The sequence below is a fragment of the Cupriavidus necator A5-1 genome (assembly GCF_000744095.1).
GTDB classification, from domain to species: domain Bacteria; phylum Pseudomonadota; class Gammaproteobacteria; order Burkholderiales; family Burkholderiaceae; genus Cupriavidus; species Cupriavidus necator_A.
The window spans coordinates 4,446,363-4,465,193 of sequence record NZ_JQLI01000001.1; the positions used below are offsets into that span (position 1 = coordinate 4,446,363).

Annotated in this window: 13 protein-coding genes; 11 read left to right on the forward strand and 2 right to left on the reverse strand. The window is 68.9% G+C overall.

All coding sequences use genetic code 11. From position 1 onward, the window contains the following. The first annotated feature begins 102 nt into the window (after positions 1-102). The 3 genes from gudD to K307_RS19775 all read left to right on the forward strand — a co-directional run bounded on the left by gudD (position 103) and on the right by K307_RS19775 (position 3,705). A complete protein-coding gene (gene gudD, locus K307_RS19765) occupies positions 103-1,452 on the forward strand; it encodes a glucarate dehydratase (protein WP_042880637.1) in 1,350 nt (449 codons plus the stop codon). 131 nt (positions 1,453-1,583) lie between these two features. Then, positions 1,584-2,600: a Bug family tripartite tricarboxylate transporter substrate binding protein gene (locus K307_RS19770; protein ID WP_042880639.1), complete on the forward strand. Its 1,017-nt coding sequence runs from the start codon at positions 1,584-1,586 to the stop codon at positions 2,598-2,600. A 103-nt stretch (positions 2,601-2,703) separates the two neighbouring features. Continuing rightward, the gene (locus K307_RS19775; RefSeq protein ID WP_042880640.1) at positions 2,704-3,705 is read left to right on the forward strand and encodes a Bug family tripartite tricarboxylate transporter substrate binding protein; all 1,002 of its coding nucleotides are present in this window, start codon (positions 2,704-2,706) and stop codon (positions 3,703-3,705) included. A 135-nt stretch (positions 3,706-3,840) separates the two neighbouring features. On the opposite strand, the gene K307_RS19780 is transcribed toward K307_RS19775, so the two are convergent. Beyond that, positions 3,841-5,367 (reverse strand): aldehyde dehydrogenase (NADP(+)), encoded by a 1,527-nt coding sequence (locus K307_RS19780; protein WP_042880641.1) that lies wholly within the window; start codon positions 5,365-5,367, stop codon positions 3,841-3,843. Positions 5,368-5,473: 106 nt separating this feature from the next. Beyond that, positions 5,474-6,388 carry a 5-dehydro-4-deoxyglucarate dehydratase gene (gene kdgD / locus K307_RS19785; RefSeq protein ID WP_042880642.1) on the reverse strand — a complete coding sequence of 305 codons (915 nt, stop codon included), beginning with the start codon at positions 6,386-6,388 and terminating at the stop codon, positions 5,474-5,476. 409 nt (positions 6,389-6,797) lie between these two features. On the opposite strand from kdgD, the gene K307_RS19790 reads away from it, so the two are divergent. From K307_RS19790 to K307_RS19825, 8 genes are all read left to right on the forward strand, one after another. Then, positions 6,798-7,775, forward strand: coding sequence for a DedA family protein/thiosulfate sulfurtransferase GlpE (locus tag K307_RS19790; protein WP_042880644.1), 978 nt, complete (start codon positions 6,798-6,800; stop codon positions 7,773-7,775). A gap of 123 nt (positions 7,776-7,898) precedes the next feature. Continuing rightward, a complete protein-coding gene (locus tag K307_RS19795; protein WP_051975080.1) occupies positions 7,899-10,718 on the forward strand; it encodes a hypothetical protein in 2,820 nt (939 codons plus the stop codon). Between the two features lie 225 nt (positions 10,719-10,943). Beyond that, positions 10,944-11,984, forward strand: coding sequence for an LLM class flavin-dependent oxidoreductase (locus tag K307_RS19800; protein ID WP_042880646.1), 1,041 nt, complete (start codon positions 10,944-10,946; stop codon positions 11,982-11,984). Positions 11,985-12,270: 286 nt separating this feature from the next. Further along, positions 12,271-14,262, forward strand: a complete 1,992-nt coding sequence (locus K307_RS19805) for a sigma-54-dependent Fis family transcriptional regulator (RefSeq protein WP_042880648.1) — start codon at positions 12,271-12,273, stop codon at positions 14,260-14,262. Between the two features lie 188 nt (positions 14,263-14,450). Beyond that, on the forward strand, positions 14,451-15,518 hold the full coding sequence (locus tag K307_RS19810; protein WP_042880650.1) for an ATP-NAD kinase family protein: 1,068 nt from the start codon (positions 14,451-14,453) through the stop codon (positions 15,516-15,518). Between the two features lie 73 nt (positions 15,519-15,591). Continuing rightward, positions 15,592-16,593: a thiamine pyrophosphate-dependent dehydrogenase E1 component subunit alpha gene (locus K307_RS19815; protein ID WP_042880653.1), complete on the forward strand. Its 1,002-nt coding sequence runs from the start codon at positions 15,592-15,594 to the stop codon at positions 16,591-16,593. A gap of 37 nt (positions 16,594-16,630) precedes the next feature. Beyond that, on the forward strand, positions 16,631-17,647 hold the full coding sequence (locus K307_RS19820; RefSeq protein ID WP_042880654.1) for an alpha-ketoacid dehydrogenase subunit beta: 1,017 nt from the start codon (positions 16,631-16,633) through the stop codon (positions 17,645-17,647). Further along, positions 17,647-18,771 (forward strand): acetoin dehydrogenase dihydrolipoyllysine-residue acetyltransferase subunit, encoded by a 1,125-nt coding sequence (locus K307_RS19825; protein WP_042880655.1) that lies wholly within the window; start codon positions 17,647-17,649, stop codon positions 18,769-18,771. The genes K307_RS19820 and K307_RS19825 overlap by 1 nt, the downstream gene beginning before the upstream one ends. Positions 18,772-18,831: the final 60 nt, after the last annotated feature.

Below are 18,831 nucleotides of genomic sequence, written 5' to 3' on the forward strand. Positions count from 1 at the left end.
TATACTGGGTTATCAGTCATACGATGACAGATAACATACGCAACACGATGTGCCGGGTGAACGATACTGCGCCCGCATGGAAATGCCGGAGACACCCCAGAAATGACCCAATCCGCCGCCGCCCCCACCCATACCCCGGTCGTCACCGAACTCACCGTGGTCCCCGTGGCCGGGCACGACAGCATGCTGATGAACCTGTCCGGCGCCCATGGCCCGTACTTCACGCGCAATATCGTGATCCTGCGCGACAGCGCCGGCCATACCGGGGTGGGCGAGGTGCCGGGCGGCGAGGGCATCCGCCAGACGCTGGAAGATGCGCGTCCGCTGCTGGTCGGCCAGCCCATCGGCCAGTACCAGGCCCTGCTGAACCGCGTGCGCGCCACCTTTGCCACCCGCGACGCCGGCGGCCGCGGCCTGCAGACCTTCGACCTGCGCATCACCATCCACGCCGTCACCGCGCTGGAGTCGGCGCTGCTCGACCTGCTCGGCCAGCACCTGGAGGTGCCGGTGGCGGCACTGCTCGGCGAAGGCCAGCAGCGCGACGCGGTGGAGATGCTCGGCTACCTGTTCTATATCGGCGACCGCCAGCGCACCACGCTGGACTACCGCACCGAGCCCGATGCCGACAACGACTGGTTCCGCGTGCGCAATGAAGTGGCAATGACGCCCGAGGCGGTGGTGCGCCTGGCCGAGGCCGCCTACGAGCGCTACGGCTTCAACGACTTCAAGCTCAAGGGCGGCGTGCTGCGCGGCGAAGAAGAGATGGAAGCGATCCTCGCGCTGGCCGAGCGCTTCCCCAAGGCGCGCATCACGCTGGACCCGAACGGCGCCTGGTCGCTGGCCGAGGCCGTGCGCCTGTGCCGCGACAAGCGCGGCGTGCTGGCCTACGCCGAAGACCCGTGCGGCGCCGAGGACGGCTATTCCGGCCGCGAGATCATGGCCGAGTTCCGCACCGCCACCGGGCTGCCGACCGCCACCAACATGATTGCCACCGACTGGCGCCAGATGGGCCATGCGGTGCGCCTGCAGTCGGTCGATATCCCGCTGGCTGACCCGCACTTCTGGACCATGCAGGGTTCGGTGCGCGTGGCGCAGATGTGCGCCGAATGGGGCCTGACCTGGGGCTCGCACTCGAACAACCACTTCGACATCTCGCTGGCGATGTTCACCCACGTGGCCGCGGCCGCGCCGGGACGCGTCACCGCGATCGACACGCACTGGATCTGGCAGGACGGCGAACAGCTGACCAAGGCGCCGCTGAAGATCGAAGGCGGGCTGGTGCAGGTGCCCAAGACGCCGGGCCTGGGCGTGGAACTCGACATGGATGCGCTGGGCCGTGCCCACGCGCTGTACCAGAGCAAGGGCCTAGGCGCGCGCGACGATGCCATCGCCATGCAGTTCCTGATCCCGAACTGGAAGTTCAACAACAAGGCGCCCTGCATGGTGCGCTGAGAGTGCGCTGAGTTTGCGAGTGCGCTGGGTTTGCGCTTATACAGCCCGGCAATCCCATCCAGCAATATCCACGGCCGCCGTCGACACGACGGCGGGCCAGTTCCAGAACTAGACATAGCAGGAGACAGACGATGTATCCCTTCCAACGCACTGGCGCGCTGCGCCTGCAAGACTGGCTGCGCGCCATGGCTTTCGGTTCGGTCCTCGCGGTGGCGGCGCTGAGCGCCGGCACGGCCGAGGCGGCGCAGGAATGGCCGCAACGCCCCGTGTCGGTGGTGGTGCCGTTCCCCGCGGGCGGCTCCAGCGACACCATCGCACGCATGCTGACGCAGCCGCTCAATGACAAGCTCGGCCAGCCGTTCGTGGTCGACAACAAGCCGGGCGCGACGGGCGCGATCGGTGCGACCTTCGTCAAGCGCGCGCCCGCGGACGGCTACACCATGTTGGTGGCCTCGATCGGCGTCTTTGCCGTCAACCCGTTCCTGCAGAAGAACCTGGGCTATGACCCGGCCAAGGATTTCGACCTGCTGACGGTGGCGGTGCGCGCGCCCAACGTGCTCGTGGCCAACCCGAAGTTCCCGGCCAGCAACCTGCAGGAGCTGGTGGCCCATATGAAGAAAAACCCGGGCAAGGTGAGCTTTGCCTCGTCCGGCGCCGGCTCTTCCGACCACCTGACCGCCGCGCTGTTCTGGCAGAAGACCGGCACCGATGGCCTGCACGTGCCCTACAAGGGCGGCGCGCCGGCGATCTCGGACCTGCTCGCCGGCCAGGTCGATGTGTCGTTCCAGAACGTCAACGCGGTGCTGCAGCATATCCGCACCGGCAAGCTCAAGGCGCTGGCGGTGACTTCCGACAAGCGCTCGGCAGTGCTGCCCAACGTGCCCACCATGGCTGAAGCGGGCGTGAAGGACGTCGAGGTCTACTCGTGGCAAGGCGTGGCCGCGCCGCACGGCCTGCCCGCCGACGTGAAGACGCGCCTGCACGGCGCGCTGGTGGGCGCGCTGAATGATCCCAAGATGCGCCAGAAGCTGGCCGAGAGCGGCTTCGAGGTGGTCGCCAATACGCCGGAGCAGTTCAACCAGTTCGAGGCCCAGGAGCTGCAGCGCTGGAAGACCGTGATCGAGAAGGGCCGCATCGTGCTGGATTGAGCGCACGGATCCCGACAATACCCCACTGAAGACCAGTCCACGCCGGCCGCCGCACGTCAACCGTGCCGCGCCGGCGCACTTGTAACGACAACGGAGACACAACATGACCCAGGGACGTCGCATCTTCCTCAAGCAGACTTCCGCGCTGGCCGCGGGCATCGCCGCCGGCCCGCTCGTCGGCCTGGCCACCGGCGCGCACGCCGCGCAGCAGGCCTGGCCGACCCGGCCGATCCGCCTGGTGGTGCCGTACACCGCTGGTGGCTCGTCCGACATCATTGCGCGCCTGATCAGCAAGCAACTGGGCGAGGCGCTGGGCCAGTCCGTGGTGGTGGACAACAAGCCGGGCGCCAACGGCAACGTCGGCGCGGCGATGGTCGCGCAGGCCACCGACAACCACACGCTGATGCTGTGCGATATCGGCGCGCTGGCGATCAGCCCGTCGGTGTACACCAAGCTGAGCTTCAATATCGCCAAGGACCTCAAGCCGGTGACGATGCTGGCCTACTCGCCGCACCTGCTGGTGGTGCATCCGTCGGTGCAGGTCAGCAACCTGAAGGAACTGGTCGAGCTGTCCAAGCGCAGCCAGCTGAACTTCGCCGTGACCGCGATCGGCAGCGCGCCGCACCTGGCGGGTGTGGCGGTGGAACAGGCCACCGGCGCCAAGTGGCAGTACGTGCCGTACAAGGGCGGCTCGCAGGCCATCGCCGATACCGTCGGTGGCAGCGCGCAGGTGCTGATGAACGGCATGCTGGCCACGCTGCCGCATGTGCAGTCCGGCAAGCTCAAGGTGATCGCCCAGTCCAAGCGCACGCGCATGCCGCTGCTGCAGAACGTGCCGACCATCGCCGAGCAGGGCGTGCCGAATTTCGAGTCGGGCACGTGGCAGGGCGTGATGGCGCCGGCGAGCATGCCGGATGCGCTGGTGGCGCGCCTCAGCGCCGAGCTGATCAAGATCATCCGTGCGCCGGAGCTGCGCTCGCAACTGGTGGCGCAGGGGGCTGAGGTGGTGACGATGACGCCGGCTGAAACCGGCAAGTTCTTCTCCACCGAGCAGGCGCGCTGGGCCGGTGTCGTCAAGCAGGCCGGCATCAAGCTGGACGCCTGAAGCGCGAGCTTGCGGCCGGCAATGCCGGCCGTGCCAGGCAGCAATCAAAAGCAGCCCAACAAAAAACGCCCATCGCGGGCGTTTTTTTGTTGGACGCTCCTACTTAAGGCCCCGCGCGCGGCGGGGCCTGGGCGATTAACCCTTCACCGCTTCCGGCAGCAATGCCTGCGGCAGGTTCTGGTAGCAGACCGGACGCAGGAAGCGGTCGATCGCGGTGGCGCCGACAGACGTCGAGCGCACGTCCGAAGTCGCCGGGAACGGCCCGCCATGCACCATCGCATAGGCCACTTCCACCCCGGTGGGGTAGCCGTTGCACAGCACGCGGCCGGCCTTGCGCTCCAGCACCGGCAGCAGGCGGCGCGCCGCGTCGTGGTCGGCGTCGTCGAGCTGCATGGTGGCGGTGAGCTGGCCTTCGAGCTGGCGTGCCAGGGCGAGCATTTCCTCCAGGTCGCGGCAGACCACCAGCACCGTCGACGGGCCGAATACCTCGGCCTGCATGCGATGGTCGGCCATGAACTGCGCCGCAGTGGTTTCGAACATCACCGGGCGGGCCTGGTTGGTGCCGGTGGCGGCCACGCCATCACCGATGCGCTGCAGCCCGTCGAGCGACGACAGCTGCGCCACGCCTTTTTCGTAGGCCGCATGGATGCCCGGCGTCAGCATGGTTGCCGCCGGCTTGCCCGCCAGCGCGTCCAGCGCCGCGGCGCGGAACTGGTCGAGCGTCGGGCCTTCGATGCCGATCACCAGGCCAGGGTTGGTACAGAACTGGCCGACGCCCAGTACCAGCGAGTCCACCAGCTGGCGGCCGATTTCGGCGCCGCGCGCTTGCAGCGCGGCGGGCATCAGAAATACCGGGTTGATGCTGCTCATCTCGGCGTAGACGGGGATTGGCTGCGGGCGCGCGTTGGCCGCCTGCATCAGCGCCATGCCGCCCGAGCGCGAGCCGGTGAAGCCAACCGCCTGGATCGCCGGATGCGACACCAGCGCCGTGCCGACGACATTGCCCGCGCCCACCAGCAGCGAGAACACGCCTTCCGGCAGGCCGGCTTCATGCACCGCCTTCTGGATCACGCGGCCGACCAGTTCGGACGTGCCCAGGTGCGCCGAGTGCGCCTTGACCACGACCGGGCAGCCGGCGGCCAGTGCCGAAGCGGTGTCGCCGCCGGCCACGGAAAACGCCAGCGGGAAGTTGCTGGCGCCGAACACCGCCACCGGGCCGATGGCGATGCGTTGCATGCGCAGGTCGGGGCGCGGCGGGGTGCGCTCGGGCAGCGCGGCGTCGAAGGTGGCCTGTTGCCAGCGGCCTTCGCGCAGCACGGTGGCGAACAGGCGCAGCTGGCCGGCGGTGCGGCCGCGCTCGCCCTGCAGGCGTGCGATGGGCAGGCCGCTTTCCAGGTGGGCACGCTCGATCAGCGTGTCGCCCAGCGCCTCGATGCCCGCGGCGATGGCCTCGAGTAAGGCCGCGCGCTGCTCGGGCGTGGTGTTGCGATAGGTGTCGAAGGCAGCTTCGGCCAGTGCGCAGGCGCGCTCGACGTCGGCCTGGCCGCCACCGTGGAAGTCAGGGCCCAGGGCTTCGCCCGTGGCCGGGTTGATGGCCTGCAGCAGGGATTCGGAGCCGCGCACGGCTTGCGCGCCGATCAGCATGTCGCCGGTGATGGGCATGGAAGGATTCCTTGTCAGCGTAATTTGTGTGAGAACAAGCGGAGCAAGCCGGCCGGAGGGCGATGTGCCCCGCGGCCGGCCTGTCGCGATGCAATGGCAGGACGGATTACTGCGGGCCGAGCTTGTTGATCAGCGTGCCCAGCATTTCCATCTCTTCGTCGGTCAGGTCGGTCAGCGGCGCGCGCACCGGGCCGGCGTCGCGGCCGACCAGGCGGGCGCCTGCCTTGACGATGCTGACCGCATAGCCGGCCTTGCGGTTGCGGATGGCCAGGTACGGCAGGAAGAAGTTGTCGATCAGGCGGCCCACGGTGTCGTGGTCATCCGCGGCGATGGCGCGGTAGAAGTCCATCGCGGTCTTGGGGATGAAGTTGAACACCGCCGACGAATACACCGGCACGCCCAGCGCCTTGTAGGCCGCGGCATAGACCTCGGCGGTGGGCAGGCCGCCCAGGTAGGAGAAGCGGTCGCCCAGCTTGCGGCGGATGCTGACCATCGCCTCGATATCGCCCACGCCGTCCTTGAAGCCGATCAGGTTGGGGCAACGGTCGGCCAGGCGGGCCAGTTGCGTGGCATCCAGCCTGGAGTTGGCGCGGTTGTAGACGATCACGCCGATGTCCACCGACTTGCACACCTCTTCCACGTGGGCGGCGATGCCGTCCTGGCTGGCTTCGGTCAGGTAGTGCGGCAGCAGCAGCACGCCGGCCGCGCCCAGGCGCTGGGCTTCCTGCGCGTAGGCGATGGCGGTGCGGGTCGGGCCGCCGGCGCCGGCCAGGATGGGCACCTTGCCGGCGCAGGTGCGGACGGCGGTGTCGACCACGGCGGTGTAGTCGGCCGGGGTCAGCGAGAAGAACTCGCCGGTGCCGCCGGCGGCGAACAGTGCGGTGGCGCCGTACGGGGCCAGCCATTCCAGGCGCTCGGCGTAGGTCTTGGGCGCAAAGTTGCCTGCGCGGTCGAAGTCGGTGACGGGGAAGGACAGCAGGCCTTCCGAGACGATTTTCTTGAGTTCGTTGGGTGCGAGCATTGGCGAATTCCTGATCGGGCCGGGGGCCCAGGGTGGCGGTTGTCGGTCAACCCGGTCCTGCGGGACATTCGAGTTATCAGTCATCGTACGACAATGACCAGGTAAAGGCAATAGGGTGAAGGGACCGTCGGGGTTTACAGGGATGAGGGCGCTATTTCGGCGCGAAGGTATGCCGGCAGTAGGGCGGACGGGGCGGGCAAGCGTGCGTTGAGGCGCTTTCCCGACGCCCCGCCGAGGGCTTGCCGCTTATGGCATTGTTGTAGGACAACATAATTCAATGTAGTGCCTCAGCCGACACGTCAAGCCGCCTCGCGCGCTCAGTAAATTTGAAACACCAATGCAAACGCGCCCGGTGCATTGGGCCTTCGCGACTGGCACACTGGCATCCTGGACTGACGGGGAGAGAGCGGTGGGAGAGTTACAGGCCTTGCTGGAAAACCACGGGCTGATGCTGGTGTTCCTGAACGTGCTGGTCGAGCAGGCGGGCCTGCCGGTTCCGGCCTATCCGATGTTGTTCGTGGCCGGCGCGCTGGGCATGCAGGAGACCGGGCCGTCGATCGGCGCGGTGCTGGCCGCCGTGATCGTCGCCTGCCTGATCGCCGATACCGGCTGGTACTTTGCCGGGCGCCGGCTCGGGCAGCCGATGCTGCGCACCATCTGCAAGGTCTCGATCTCGCCGGATTCCTGCATCCGCCAGACCCAGTCGCTGTACCTGCGCGTGGGCCCGCGTTCCCTCGTATTCGCCAAGCTGCTGCCGGGCGCCGGTGCGCTGTCCACCGCGATGGCCGGCATGACCGGCACGCCGCTGTCGGTGTTCCTGTTCTACGACGCGATCGGCTCGATGGTGTGGGCCGGCAGCGGCTTGCTGGTGGGCGTGGTGTTCAGCGATTTTATCGATGCCATCCTGGAGGGCTTCAGCACCTACGGTCACATGGCGGTGGTGGCGGTGGTGGCGGCGTTCGGGCTGTTCCTGGCGTGGCGCTGGTGGCGCCGCTTCCGCCTGCTGCGCCGCACCCGGCGCGTGCCGCGTATGTCGGTGGATGAACTGGAAGCGCGCCGGCAGGCCGGCAGCCTGCCCGTGGTGATCGATGTGCGCGCGCATGGCGATGTGCCGATGGAGCGCATCCCAGGCTCGGTGGTGCTGGACCTGCAAGGCGCGCTGGACAGCCTCGACGCGCTCGGCGTGCCGCCCGAGAAGGCCGACATCGTGGTCTATTGCGCCTGCCCCCATGAGCTGTCCGCGGCGCTGCTGGCCGAGCACCTGCGCACCGCCGGCTACGCCAGGACCTGGGCGCTCGCTGGTGGCTTCGACGAATGGAAGCGGCGCCACGGCGACGCCGCGCCGGCCGCGACCCACACCGATCCGGGCCACGCCCCGGCGGGCTGACGGCTGACACTTGGCGCCAGGACGCCTGCTGGCGCCTGGCGGATATCACCGCGCCAGGCCAGCCGCTTTGCCATGCGCCGCCGCCTATACTTGGCGCAGACCGACTGCAAGCGGGAGGCCCGCATGACCGCGGAAGACCACGGATCCGGCGGAACTGGCGGAACTGGTGATGAGGCGACCCGCATCGCGCACCGCCGCCGCCAGCTCGGCATCGCGCCGCGCGTGAGCGAAGGCCAGCGCAACTGGGCGCTGGCGCTGTCGGGCGGTGGCATCCGCAGCGCCACCTTCTGCCTTGGCGTGATGCAGGCGCTGTCGGGCACCGAGATGCCCGCCGAGGCCGTGCAGCCGGCGCCCGCCCCGGAAGCCCCGGCGCAGCATCCGGTCACGCCGGCGGCTGCGACCGCGGCAGCGGCGCAGACCGTACCAGGCCTGGCCTCGCTGCTGGCGCAGTTTGACTACTTGTCCACCGTCAGCGGCGGCGGCTATCTTGGCGCCTTCTTCGTCAGCCTGTTCGTGCCCGGACGCCTGCGCCGCGGCACCGGCGCGGCCCAGGCCGCGGCCGACGCCTACCACACGCTGCAATGCGAGCCGCCGGGGCGCATCCACACCTCGGTGTCGTACGCCGCCGATCCCGGGCGCGGCGCGGTGGCGTGGCTGCGCGAGAACGGCCGGTACCTGTCGCCCACCGGCGCCGGCGACAACCTCTATGCCGCCGCGCTGGTAGTGCGCAACTGGCTCGCCATGCAATACGTGATCGGCAGCGCGCTGCTGGTGTTGCTGGCCCTGCTGGCGCTCGGCCAACATATCGCGGTCGGTGTGTCCTATGGGCTTGGCCGCTACGAAATGGACCTGCTGCACGACGCCCGGCAGGCCTTCAACGAAGGGCGCTGCGCGATCTGGTGGAGCGCGCTGCTGTGGTTGCCGCTGGTCACGGCGGTGATCGGCGCAGTGCCGCCGGGACTGGCGTACTGGCTGGTCTATCCGCGCGCCAACGATCCGCAGGCGGTGGCGCGCTTTTTCGCCCCGGCGCCGCTGGTAACCACGCTGCTCGCGCTCATGTTGCTGAGCGCGGCGCGCTGGTCGGAATGGCTCGGTCACGGGCTGGTCATTGGCGGGCTGTTCGCCACGCTCGGCGTGCTGACGCTGCTGGGCGTGCTGTGTTGCCTGCTGCTGCTGCGGGGCGAGCCGCCCTCCGTGGCCACCTACCGCGTGCGCGCCACGCGGGCGCTGCGCGGCGCCTTTACGCTGACGCTGTGGCTGGCGGCGCTGGGCCTCGCCGATACCGCCGCGCGCACCGCCTACCTCTATGCCCACGCCGTGCGCCATCCGTGGGGCGCGGCGCTGCCGGCGGGAGTGCTCGGCGTGCTGGTCTGGCTGGTGCGCTACGGATCGCGCTGGCTCGACGAAGGGCGCAAGGGCAGCGCCGATACGCCGTGGCGCGCGCTGGGTGCCAGGCTGCCGGTGTCGCTGCTGGCCGGCGCGGCGGCGGCGGTGCTGGCGCTGCTGCTGTTCGTGCTGTGGTCGTGGCTGGTGCTGTGGGTGCGCTGGGACGGGCGCGAGCCGGTCGACTGGCTGGTGTACGGCACCGCCTATACCGGTCCGGCACTGTTGACGCTGACCGTGGTGGCGCTGGTGCTCGCGCTGGTGGCCGGGCGCTTTACCGGCTTTCTGAATTTGTCCACGCTGCAGCCGTTCTACGCGGCGCGGCTCACGCGCGCGTTCCTGGGCGCGTCCAACGGCGAACGCTTTGCCGCGCCCGATCCGGACGCGGATCCGGACGGCCGCCAGCGCGAACGCTTCAGCGTGGCCGAGCCGGTGGCGGGCGACCAGCTCAGCCTGAACACCTATTACGATCCGCGCGTGCTGGCGCCGCTGCACCTGATCAACGTCACGCTGAACCTGACCGTCGACCCGGCCGAACAGCTGGTGCAGCGCGACCGCAAGGGCAAGCCGCTGTGCCTGGCGCCCGGCGCCTGCGTGGCGCAGCCGGGCGCGGCGGCCACCATCGCGCCGGATGCGTACGCGCGCTTCACCATCGACGGCTGGGCCTGCTGCCCCGATGTGTCATGGCCGTCGTCGGGCAAGCTCGCCGAATCGCGCACCGTGGGCGACTGGATCGCGATCTCGGGCGCGACGGTATCGACCGGGCTGGGGCGCGCGACCAAGCTCGGCACCTCGCTGCTGCTGGGCCTGGCCAACCTGCGGCTGGGCACGTGGTGGCCGTCTTACCCGGCCAGCCATGCGCGCGAGGGCGGCCGCCGGGGCCGGGCGCGGCGCCATCCCGAACGCGCCACGCATCCTTGGCTCGCCGCCGGCATGGCGCTGTTTCGCACGCAGTATTACCTGGGCTGCGAGCTGGCCGCGCGCTTCCATGGCACGCGGCGCGGCTGGCAATACCTGTCCGACGGCGGGCACTTCGACAACACCGGCGTCTATGAACTGCTGCGTCCCGGGCGCGATGTCTCGCTGATCGTGCTGTGCGATTGCGGCGGCGATCCCGACTACCGCTTCGGCGACCTCGCCAACCTGATCCGGCTGGCGCGCATCGATTACGGGCTCGAGATCGTGATCGATACCGAGGCGGCTACCACGCATCCGGTGCTGAGCCGCGTCTTCGGCGTGCCGGAGGACTTCCTGCCGGACGCGGAGGGGGACGACAAGCGGCCAGACAAATGCGCGGTGCTCCTCAACGTCTATCGCACCGAGCCGGGATGCGCGGCGCCTCGCGCGCGGGTCTGCCGCATCGTGCTGCTCAAGCCGCGGCTGGTGTCATGGGCGCCGGCGGACGTGCGCCAGTACGGCGCGACCCATCCCACCTTTCCGCAGGAAGCCACCGCCGACCAGTTCTTCGATGAGGCGCAATGGGAAAGCTATCGCGCGCTGGGCCTTGCGATCGGCCGGCGCGTGCTGGGTGGCGTCGTGGGGCGCGCGCTGCTGGCCTGAAGCAACAAGAGGCACAACAAGAGGCACAACAAGAGGCACAACAAGAGGCACAACAAGAGGCACAACAAGAGGAAACTGCGCGCCGGGCCGTAGCGGATACCCACGCCGCCCGAAGGGCCGCGATCCGGCCGCCAGCACGATTGGCCCGGTCTCTCTAAGATAGCGATCCATCCGCATTGCCGCGGCGGCGCAACGTGTTGCGTACGCCGCCTGCCATCGACCATCATGCATCGCGAACAAATCCCCACCGGAGCAGGCGTCGCTTGGTCCGTGCTAGACCTCGCCCCCATCCCTGAAGGCAGCGACGCTGGCCAGGCCATGCGCAATTCGCTGGACCTCGCCCGCCACGCCGAGCAACTGGGCTATCACCGCTTCTGGCTGGCCGAGCACCACAACATGCCCGGCATCGCCAGCGCCGCCACCGCGGTGCTGATCGGCTATGTCGCCAATGGCACGCGGAGGATCCGCGTGGGCTCGGGCGGCGTGATGCTACCCAACCATTCGCCGCTGGTGATCGCCGAGCAGTTCGGCACGCTGGCCTCGCTGTACCCGGGCCGCATCGACCTGGGCCTGGGCCGCGCGCCCGGCACCGACCAGGCCACCGCGCGCGCGTTACGCCGGCACCTGTCGGCCGACAGCGCCGATACCTTCCCGCAGGATGTGGAGGAATTGCAGGCCTATTTCGATGACGTGCGTCCTGGCCAGCGCCTGCGCGCCGTACCTGGTGCGGGGCTGAAGGTGCCGATCTGGCTGCTGGGATCGAGCCTGTTCAGCGCGCAACTGGCTGCGGCGATGGGGTTGCCGTTCGCCTTTGCCTCGCACTTTGCGCCGGGCTTCATGCGCCAGGCGGTGGACCTGTACCGCCGCACGTTCCGGCCGTCGGAAGCGCTGGACCGACCCTATGTGATGCTCGGCCTCAATGTGTTCGCGGCCGAGAGTGGCGATGAGGCGCGCCGCCTGTTCAGCTCGCTGCAGCAGCAGTTCCTGGCGCTGGTGCGCGGCACGCCCGGCCAACTGCGCCCGCCGGTGGACGATATCGAGGCGCTGTGGACCGAGAGCGAGGCCGACCATATCCGCCGCTCGCTGGCCTGCTCTGTGGTCGGCGACCCGGAAACGGTGCGCGCCGGCATGCAGCGCTTTGTCGATGACCTGCGCCCGGACGAGCTGATGCTGACCGGCCAGATCTATGACCACCAGGCGCGGCTGCGCTCGTTCGCCATCGCGGCCGAGGCAGCGCGCAGCCTGAAGACCGCGGCAGGCGTCTGAACGCCGTCAGGCCGCCTGCCGGAACGCCGACACCGCGCGCATGATCGACTGCGCCTGCTTGGCGGCCGCCCCTTCTTCGCTCCTTGAGCGGCCGCTGGTCTTTCTGCGCCGTATGCCGTGGGCGCCACCTGCAAGGCCGCCAGCGCGGGGCGCGGCGATTCTCGTTTGCGTGCGGCCGACGCGCTCGGATACATTAGAAGGCCCGGAGATACCAGAGAGGCGCAGCCACGCAGTCCGCGCCCCGACAGTCCGCCCGCTTGACGGCAGCGACGACCAGGAGACAACGATGGACCTGCGGCAACGCGAGCACATCGAAGCAGTGGTCCAGGCCACCACATACCTAGCCCCGCCCGCCGTGCTGGCGGACCGGATCGCGCACGACGCCATCATCCAGAATTCATGGCGACGCTGCGTGCACCAGTACGGGCTCGATCCCTCGCGCATGCAGGAGGCGCGCATCCTGCCGCAGCCGCGGCTGCGCGAGCACCAGGAACGCATCGACGACTTCGCGCGTATCGCGCGCCACGGGCTGCAGAGCCTGTACGGCCAGGTGGGCGGGCTTGGCTACGTGGTGCTGCTGACCGATGCGCAGGGCGTGACCGTCGACTATATCGGCGACGCCCGCAGCGACGCCGCGCTGCGTCATGCAGGCCTCTACCTGGGCGCGGAATGGAGCGAGAGCGGCGCCGGCACCTGCGCGGTCGGCACCGCGCTGGTCACGGGCCAGGCGCTTACCGTGCACCAGGCCGACCATTTCGACGCCACGCATATCCCGCTGACCTGCACCGCCGCGCCGCTGTTCGACACGCACGGCAACCTGCACGCCATCCTCGACATCTCCGCGCTGACCTCGCCGCAGGCCAAGGACAGCCAGGGGCTGGCGCTGCAACTGGTGCGCATCTACGCCGCGCATATCGAGAACGCTAACTTCCTGCGCGCGCACCGGCGCGACTGGATCCTGAAGCTGAACGTGGCGCCCGAGTTCGTCGACGTCAATCCCGAATACCTGCTGGCGCTGGACGATGCCGGGCGCATCGTCGGCCATAACCATCGGGCCCGGCTGATGCTGGAGGGTGAGCTGGACGGCGCCACGGTACTGGGCCAGCCGTTCGAGAAGCTGTTCGACGCCCGCCTGGAAGAGCTGGGCCGCTATGTCTATTCGCGCCCGAGCGAACAGCGGCTGGTGGCGCTCAACCGCAGCGGCGGCCTGCTTTACCTGAGCGTGATGCCGCCCGCGCTGCGCTGGCAGGCACCGGCAGCCGAGACACCGGTGGCGATGCCGGCCGCGCTGGCTGCGCTGACCGGCGGCGATGCCGCGCTGCAACAGCAACTGCAGCGCGCCGCGCGCCTGGTCGATTCGCCGATCAACCTGCTGATCCACGGCGAAACCGGCAGCGGCAAGGAGTTCTTCGCCAAGGCGCTGCACCAGGCCAGCGCGCGCCGCGACGGGCCCTTCGTCGCGGTGAACTGCGCGGCGATCCCGGAATCGCTGATCGAAAGCGAGCTGTTCGGCCACCTGCCCAACAGCTTCTCCGGCGCGGGCCCGCGCGGCAAGCGCGGCCTGATCCAGGAGGCCGACGGCGGCACGCTGTTCCTCGACGAGATCGGCGACATGCCGCGCGAGCTGCAGTCGCGGCTGCTGCGCGTGCTGGCCGAGGGCGAAGTGCTGCCGGTCGGCGCCGCGCGGCCGGTGCCGGTGCGCTTGCGGGTCATCTCGGCCACGCACCACGGCCTGGAGCAGCTGGTGGGCGAAGGGCGCTTCCGTGAAGACCTCTATTACCGGCTCAACGGCGCGCGCTTCGAGCTGCCGCCGCTGCGCGCGCGTACCGACCTCGACTGGCTGATGCGCAAGCTGCTGCAGGAGGGCACGGGCGATGCCGTCACGCTGTCGCCGGCGGCGCGCGAGCGGCTGCACCGCCATCGCTGGCCGGGCAACCTGCGTGAACTGCGCAACGTGCTGGAGTACGCGCGCGCGGTCTGCACCGGCGGCTATATCGAGGTGCACGATCTCCCGGACGGTCTGTCGGCCCCTGCCGTTTCTGCCGCGCTGCCGGAGCCGGCGCAAGTACAGCCGCCCGCTGACGCCCCCTTCGATCCGCATCAACTGCCGCCGGAAGGCATGCTGCTGATGCAGTACCTGCGCGCATCGGGGTGGAACCTGAGCGCGGTCGCGCGCCAGATCGGCATCAGCCGCATGACGCTGTACCGGCGCATGGAGCGCTACGGCATCCAGTCGCCGAACCGGCGCGATGGCGCTGCTGAGCCGTCCGACAAGTAGGCCGCACGGCCGCGATACGGTTGTCCATACCCTGTACACCTGCGCTGTGACAGCTGTCACAGCGCAGCGTCGCTGCTTGCCCTTTTCCTGCGGGTAATCCCTCGGATTTTAGTGTCTGCCGGCCCCGCACGCGCTGGCACATCCATTGCAAATATGCCTGTCAAGACAACGACAACAGGAGACAGGCAATGGAGCACGCAACGGGCGCCGCGGCGCCGGTGGTCGGCATCATCGCCAATCCGATCTCCGCGCGCGATATCCGCCGCGTGATCGCCAACGCCAACAGCCTGCAACTGGCCGATCGCGTCAATATCGTGCTGCGGCTGCTGGCCGCGCTGGCGTCGTGCGGCGTCGGGCGCGTGCTGATGATGCCGGATCGCGAAGGGCTGCGCGTCATGCTGGCGCGGCACCTGGCGCGGCGGCAAGGGCCGGATTCGAACCTGCCCGCCGTCGAATACCTCGACATGCCGGTGACCGCGCGTGTAGACGATACGCTGCGCGCCGCGCGCTGCATGGCCGATGCGGGTGTTGCCGCGATCATCGTGCTGGGCGGCGATGGCACCCACCGCGCGGTGGTGCGCGAATGCGGCGCGGTGCCGATCGCCGGGCTGTCGACCGGCACCAACAACGCCTACCCGGAGATGCGCGAGCCCACCATCACCGGCCTTGCCGCCGGGCTCTACGCCACCGGCCGCGTGCCGGCCAGGGATGCGCTGGCATCGAACAAGCGACTCGACATCGTCATCCGCGACGGCGACGGCGGCTTTCGCCGCGATATCGCGCTGGTCGACGCGGTGATCTCGCACGAGCATTTCATCGGCGCGCGCGCGCTGTGGAAGACCGACACGCTCGCCGCCGTCTACGTGTCCTTTGCAGATCCGCAGGCCATCGGCCTGTCGGCCATCGCCGGACTGCTGGAGCCGGTGGGCCGGCGCGAGCCCGGCGGGCTGGCAATCGAACTGGCCGCACCTGGTGAAGGCGAATTCGACCTGCGCGCGCCGATCGCGCCGGGCCTGCTGTGCACGGTGCCGGTGGCCGGCTGGGAGCGGCTCGAACATGGCCGCCCGCACCGCGTGCGTCAGCGCAGCGGCATCGTCGCGCTCGACGGCGAGCGCGAGCTGGCCTTCGGCCCAGGCGACGAAGTCACGGTCACCCTGCATGAACACGCTTTTCGCAGCATCGACGTGGCGGCCTGCATGCGCTATGCCGCGCGCCACCACCTGATGCGCTGCCTGCCGCAGCACGCGGCCATTTGATGACGCGCGGGCGCCCCGCCCGCTTCCTCTCCCTTTCTTGTAGTGCAACACCTGAAAAACGAAGGAGACAGACATGACAGCCAGAGCTTCGCACGATTCAACCGCGCTGCCGCTCGACAAGGAGACGCTGCTGACGGTGTACCGGAAGATGCGCACCATCCGCGATTTCGAGGAACGCCTGCATGTGGATTTCGGGCGCGGCGATATCCCGGGCTTCGTCCACCTGTATGCGGGTGAGGAAGCCGCGGGCGTCGGCATCCTGCACCACCTGAACGACGGCGACCGCATTGCCAGCACGCATCGCGGCCATGGCCACTGCATTGCCAAGGGCGTGGATCCGGTGGCGATGATGAAGGAGATCTACGGCAAGAAGGGTGGCTCGTGCAACGGCAAGGGCGGCTCGATGCATATCGCCGACCTGTCCAAGGGCATGATGGGCGCCAACGGCATCCTCGGCGCGGGCGCCCCGCTGATCTGCGGCGCTGCGCTGGCGGCCAAGTTCCGCGGCAAGGGCGAGGTCGGCATCACCTTCTGCGGCGACGGCGCCTCCAACCAGGGCACCTTCCTGGAAAGCCTGAACCTGGCGGCGGTGTGGAACCTGCCAGTGATCTTCGTGATCGAGAACAACGGCTACGCCGAATCGACTTCGCGCGACTACGGCACCGCGGTCGACAGCTACGTCGACCGCGCCGCCGGCTTCGGCATCCCGGGCGTGACCGTGGATGGCACCGATTTCTTCGCGGTTTATGAAGCGGCCGGGGAAGTCATCCGCCGCGCGCGCGAAGGCGGCGGCCCCTCGCTGCTCGAATGCAAGATGGTCCGCTTCTATGGCCACTTCGAGGGCGATGCGCAGACCTACCGCGCCGAGGGCGAGCTCGACGATATCCGCGCCAACAAGGATTGCCTGAAGCTGTTCGCCCGCACGGTGACGCAGGCCGGCGTCGTGGCGCGCGAGGAGCTCGACACCATCGACCGCGAGGTCGCCACGCTGATCGAGCACGCCGTACAGGAAGCCAAGGCCGCGCCGCTGCCCGGGCCGGAAGACCTGCTCACCGACGTCTACGTCAGCTACTGATCCGCCCCACGCCAAACCAACTATCAGGAGACAAACCATGGCTCGCAAACTGAGCATCAAGCTGGCGATCAACGAGGCGATCGACCAGGAAATGACCCGCGACCCCAGCGTCATCATGCTGGGCGAAGATATCGTCGGCGGTGCCGGCGCGGACGGCGAGAAGGACGCCTGGGGCGGCGTGCTGGGCGTGACCAAGGGCTTGTACGCAAAGCATGGCGACCGCCTGCTGGATACGCCGCTGTCGGAGTCGGCCTATGTCGGCGCGGCCATCGGCGCCGCGGCCTGCGGCATGCGTCCGATCGCCGAGCTGATGTTTATCGACTTCATGGGCGTGTGCTTCGACCAGATCTTCAACCAGGCTGCCAAGTTCCGCTACATGTTCGGCGGCAAGGCCGAGACGCCGGTGGTGATCCGCGCGATGGTCGGCGCGGGTTTTCGCGCAGCCGCGCAGCACAGCCAGATGCTGACGCCGCTGTTCACGCATATCCCCGGGCTGAAGGTGGTGTGCCCGTCAACCCCGTACGACACCAAGGGCCTGCTGATCCAGGCGATCCGCGACAACGACCCGGTGATCTTCTGCGAGCACAAGAACCTGTACGGGCTGGAGGGCGAGGTGCCCGAAGGCGCCTACGCGATCCCGTTCGGCGAGGCCAATATCGTGCGCGACGGCAAGGACGTGTCGATCGTCACCTATGGGCTGATGGTGCATCGCTCGCTGGAAGCGGCCGCCGCGCTGGCGAAGGAGGGCATCGAGGCGGAAGTGATCGACCTGCGCACGCTCTCGCCGCTGGACATGGACACCGTGCTGGAATCGGTCGAGAACACCGGCCGTCTGGTGGTCGTGGACGAAGCCAGCCCGCGCTGCAATATCGCCACCGATATCTCCGCGCAGGTCGCGCAGCAGGCCTTCGGCGCGCTCAAGGCCGGTATCGAGATGGTGTGCCCGCCGCATACGCCGGTGCCGTTCTCGCCCACGCTGGAAGACCTGTACATCCCCAGCGCCGCGCAGATCGCTGATGCCGCGCGCAAGACCATGAAGGGAGGCAAGCACTGATGGCAACCACTTTTACCCCCACGATTACCCCGATCGTGATGCCCAAGTGGGGCCTGTCGATGAAGGAAGGCACGGTCAATGCCTGGCTCGTCGACGAGGGCACCGAGATTGCCGTGGGCATGCCGATCCTCGACGTGGAAACCGACAAGATCGCCAATGCGGTGGAGGCGCCGGATGCCGGCACGCTGCGCCGCAAGGTGGCGCAGGCCGGCGACGTGCTGCCGGTCAAGGCGCTGCTGGGCGTGCTTGCGCCTGCGGAGGTGAGCGATGCGGATATCGATGCGTATGTCGCGGCTTATGAAACGCCGGCGGACGACGGCGGCGAGGAAGACGCCGCCTCTGCCTACCAGTTTGCCGAGGTGGACGGCATCCGCGTCCGCTATGCCCGCAAGGGCAGCGGCGCCGAGACCGTGCTCTTCATTCATGGCTTTGGCGGTGACCTGGACAACTGGCTGTTCAACCTCGACCCGCTCGCCGACGCGTACACCGTCGTGGCACTGGACCTGCCCGGACATGGGCAGTCGTCGCCGCGGCTCGCGGGCACGACGCTGGCGCAGATGGCCGGCTTTGTAGCGCGCTTCATGGATGAGACCGGCATCGACGCGGCGCACGTGGTCGGCCATTCGATGGGCGGCGGCGTTGCCGCGCAGCTGGCGGTGGATGCGCCGCAGCGGGTGCTGTCGGTGGCGCTGGTCTCGCCAGTGGGCTTTGGCGATACCGTCAACAGCGGCTATACCGAGGGCTTCGTCAATGCGCAGTCGCGCCGCGACCTCAAGCCCGTGGTCGAACTGCTGTTTGCCGATGCCGGGCTGGTCAGCCGCCAGATGCTGGACGACCTGCTGCGCTACAAGCGGCTGGACGGCGTCAGCGAGGCATTGACGGCGCTGGGGCAGGGCTTGTTCGGCGGCGGCCGCCAGACCGAGCAGCCCGCCCAGCGGCTGGCCGGCAGCGGCAAGCGCGTGCTGGTGGTGTGGGGCGGGCAGGACCGGATCATCCCGGCCGAGCACGCCGAGAGCGCGCCGCCGGATGCGACTGTCAAGGTCTTTGCCGACGCGGGCCATATGAGCCAGATGGAAAAGGCGAACGAGTTCAACGCGCTGCTCAGGCAGCACCTGGCGGGCTGATGCCCGCGCGCGGACGGCGCGCAGCGATGCTGCCGTCCGCGCGATCACGAAAGGAATTCC

Bases quoted from the DNA above. Each gene is read 5' to 3' on its own strand.
- gudD (WP_042880637.1), top strand. From the start codon at position 103: ATGACCCAATCCGCCGCCGCCCCCACCCATACCCCGGTCGTCACCGAA.
- K307_RS19770 (WP_042880639.1), top strand. From the start codon at position 1,584: ATGTATCCCTTCCAACGCACTGGCGCGCTGCGCCTGCAAGACTGGCTG.
- K307_RS19775 (WP_042880640.1), top strand. From the start codon at position 2,704: ATGACCCAGGGACGTCGCATCTTCCTCAAGCAGACTTCCGCGCTGGCC.
- K307_RS19780 (WP_042880641.1), bottom strand. From the start codon at position 5,367: ATGCCCATCACCGGCGACATGCTGATCGGCGCGCAAGCCGTGCGCGGC.
- kdgD (WP_042880642.1), bottom strand. From the start codon at position 6,388: ATGCTCGCACCCAACGAACTCAAGAAAATCGTCTCGGAAGGCCTGCTG.
- K307_RS19795 (WP_051975080.1), top strand. From the start codon at position 7,899: ATGACCGCGGAAGACCACGGATCCGGCGGAACTGGCGGAACTGGTGAT.
- K307_RS19800 (WP_042880646.1), top strand. From the start codon at position 10,944: ATGCATCGCGAACAAATCCCCACCGGAGCAGGCGTCGCTTGGTCCGTG.
- K307_RS19805 (WP_042880648.1), top strand. From the start codon at position 12,271: ATGGACCTGCGGCAACGCGAGCACATCGAAGCAGTGGTCCAGGCCACC.
- K307_RS19810 (WP_042880650.1), top strand. From the start codon at position 14,451: ATGGAGCACGCAACGGGCGCCGCGGCGCCGGTGGTCGGCATCATCGCC.
- K307_RS19815 (WP_042880653.1), top strand. From the start codon at position 15,592: ATGACAGCCAGAGCTTCGCACGATTCAACCGCGCTGCCGCTCGACAAG.
- K307_RS19820 (WP_042880654.1), top strand. From the start codon at position 16,631: ATGGCTCGCAAACTGAGCATCAAGCTGGCGATCAACGAGGCGATCGAC.
- K307_RS19825 (WP_042880655.1), top strand. From the start codon at position 17,647: ATGGCAACCACTTTTACCCCCACGATTACCCCGATCGTGATGCCCAAG.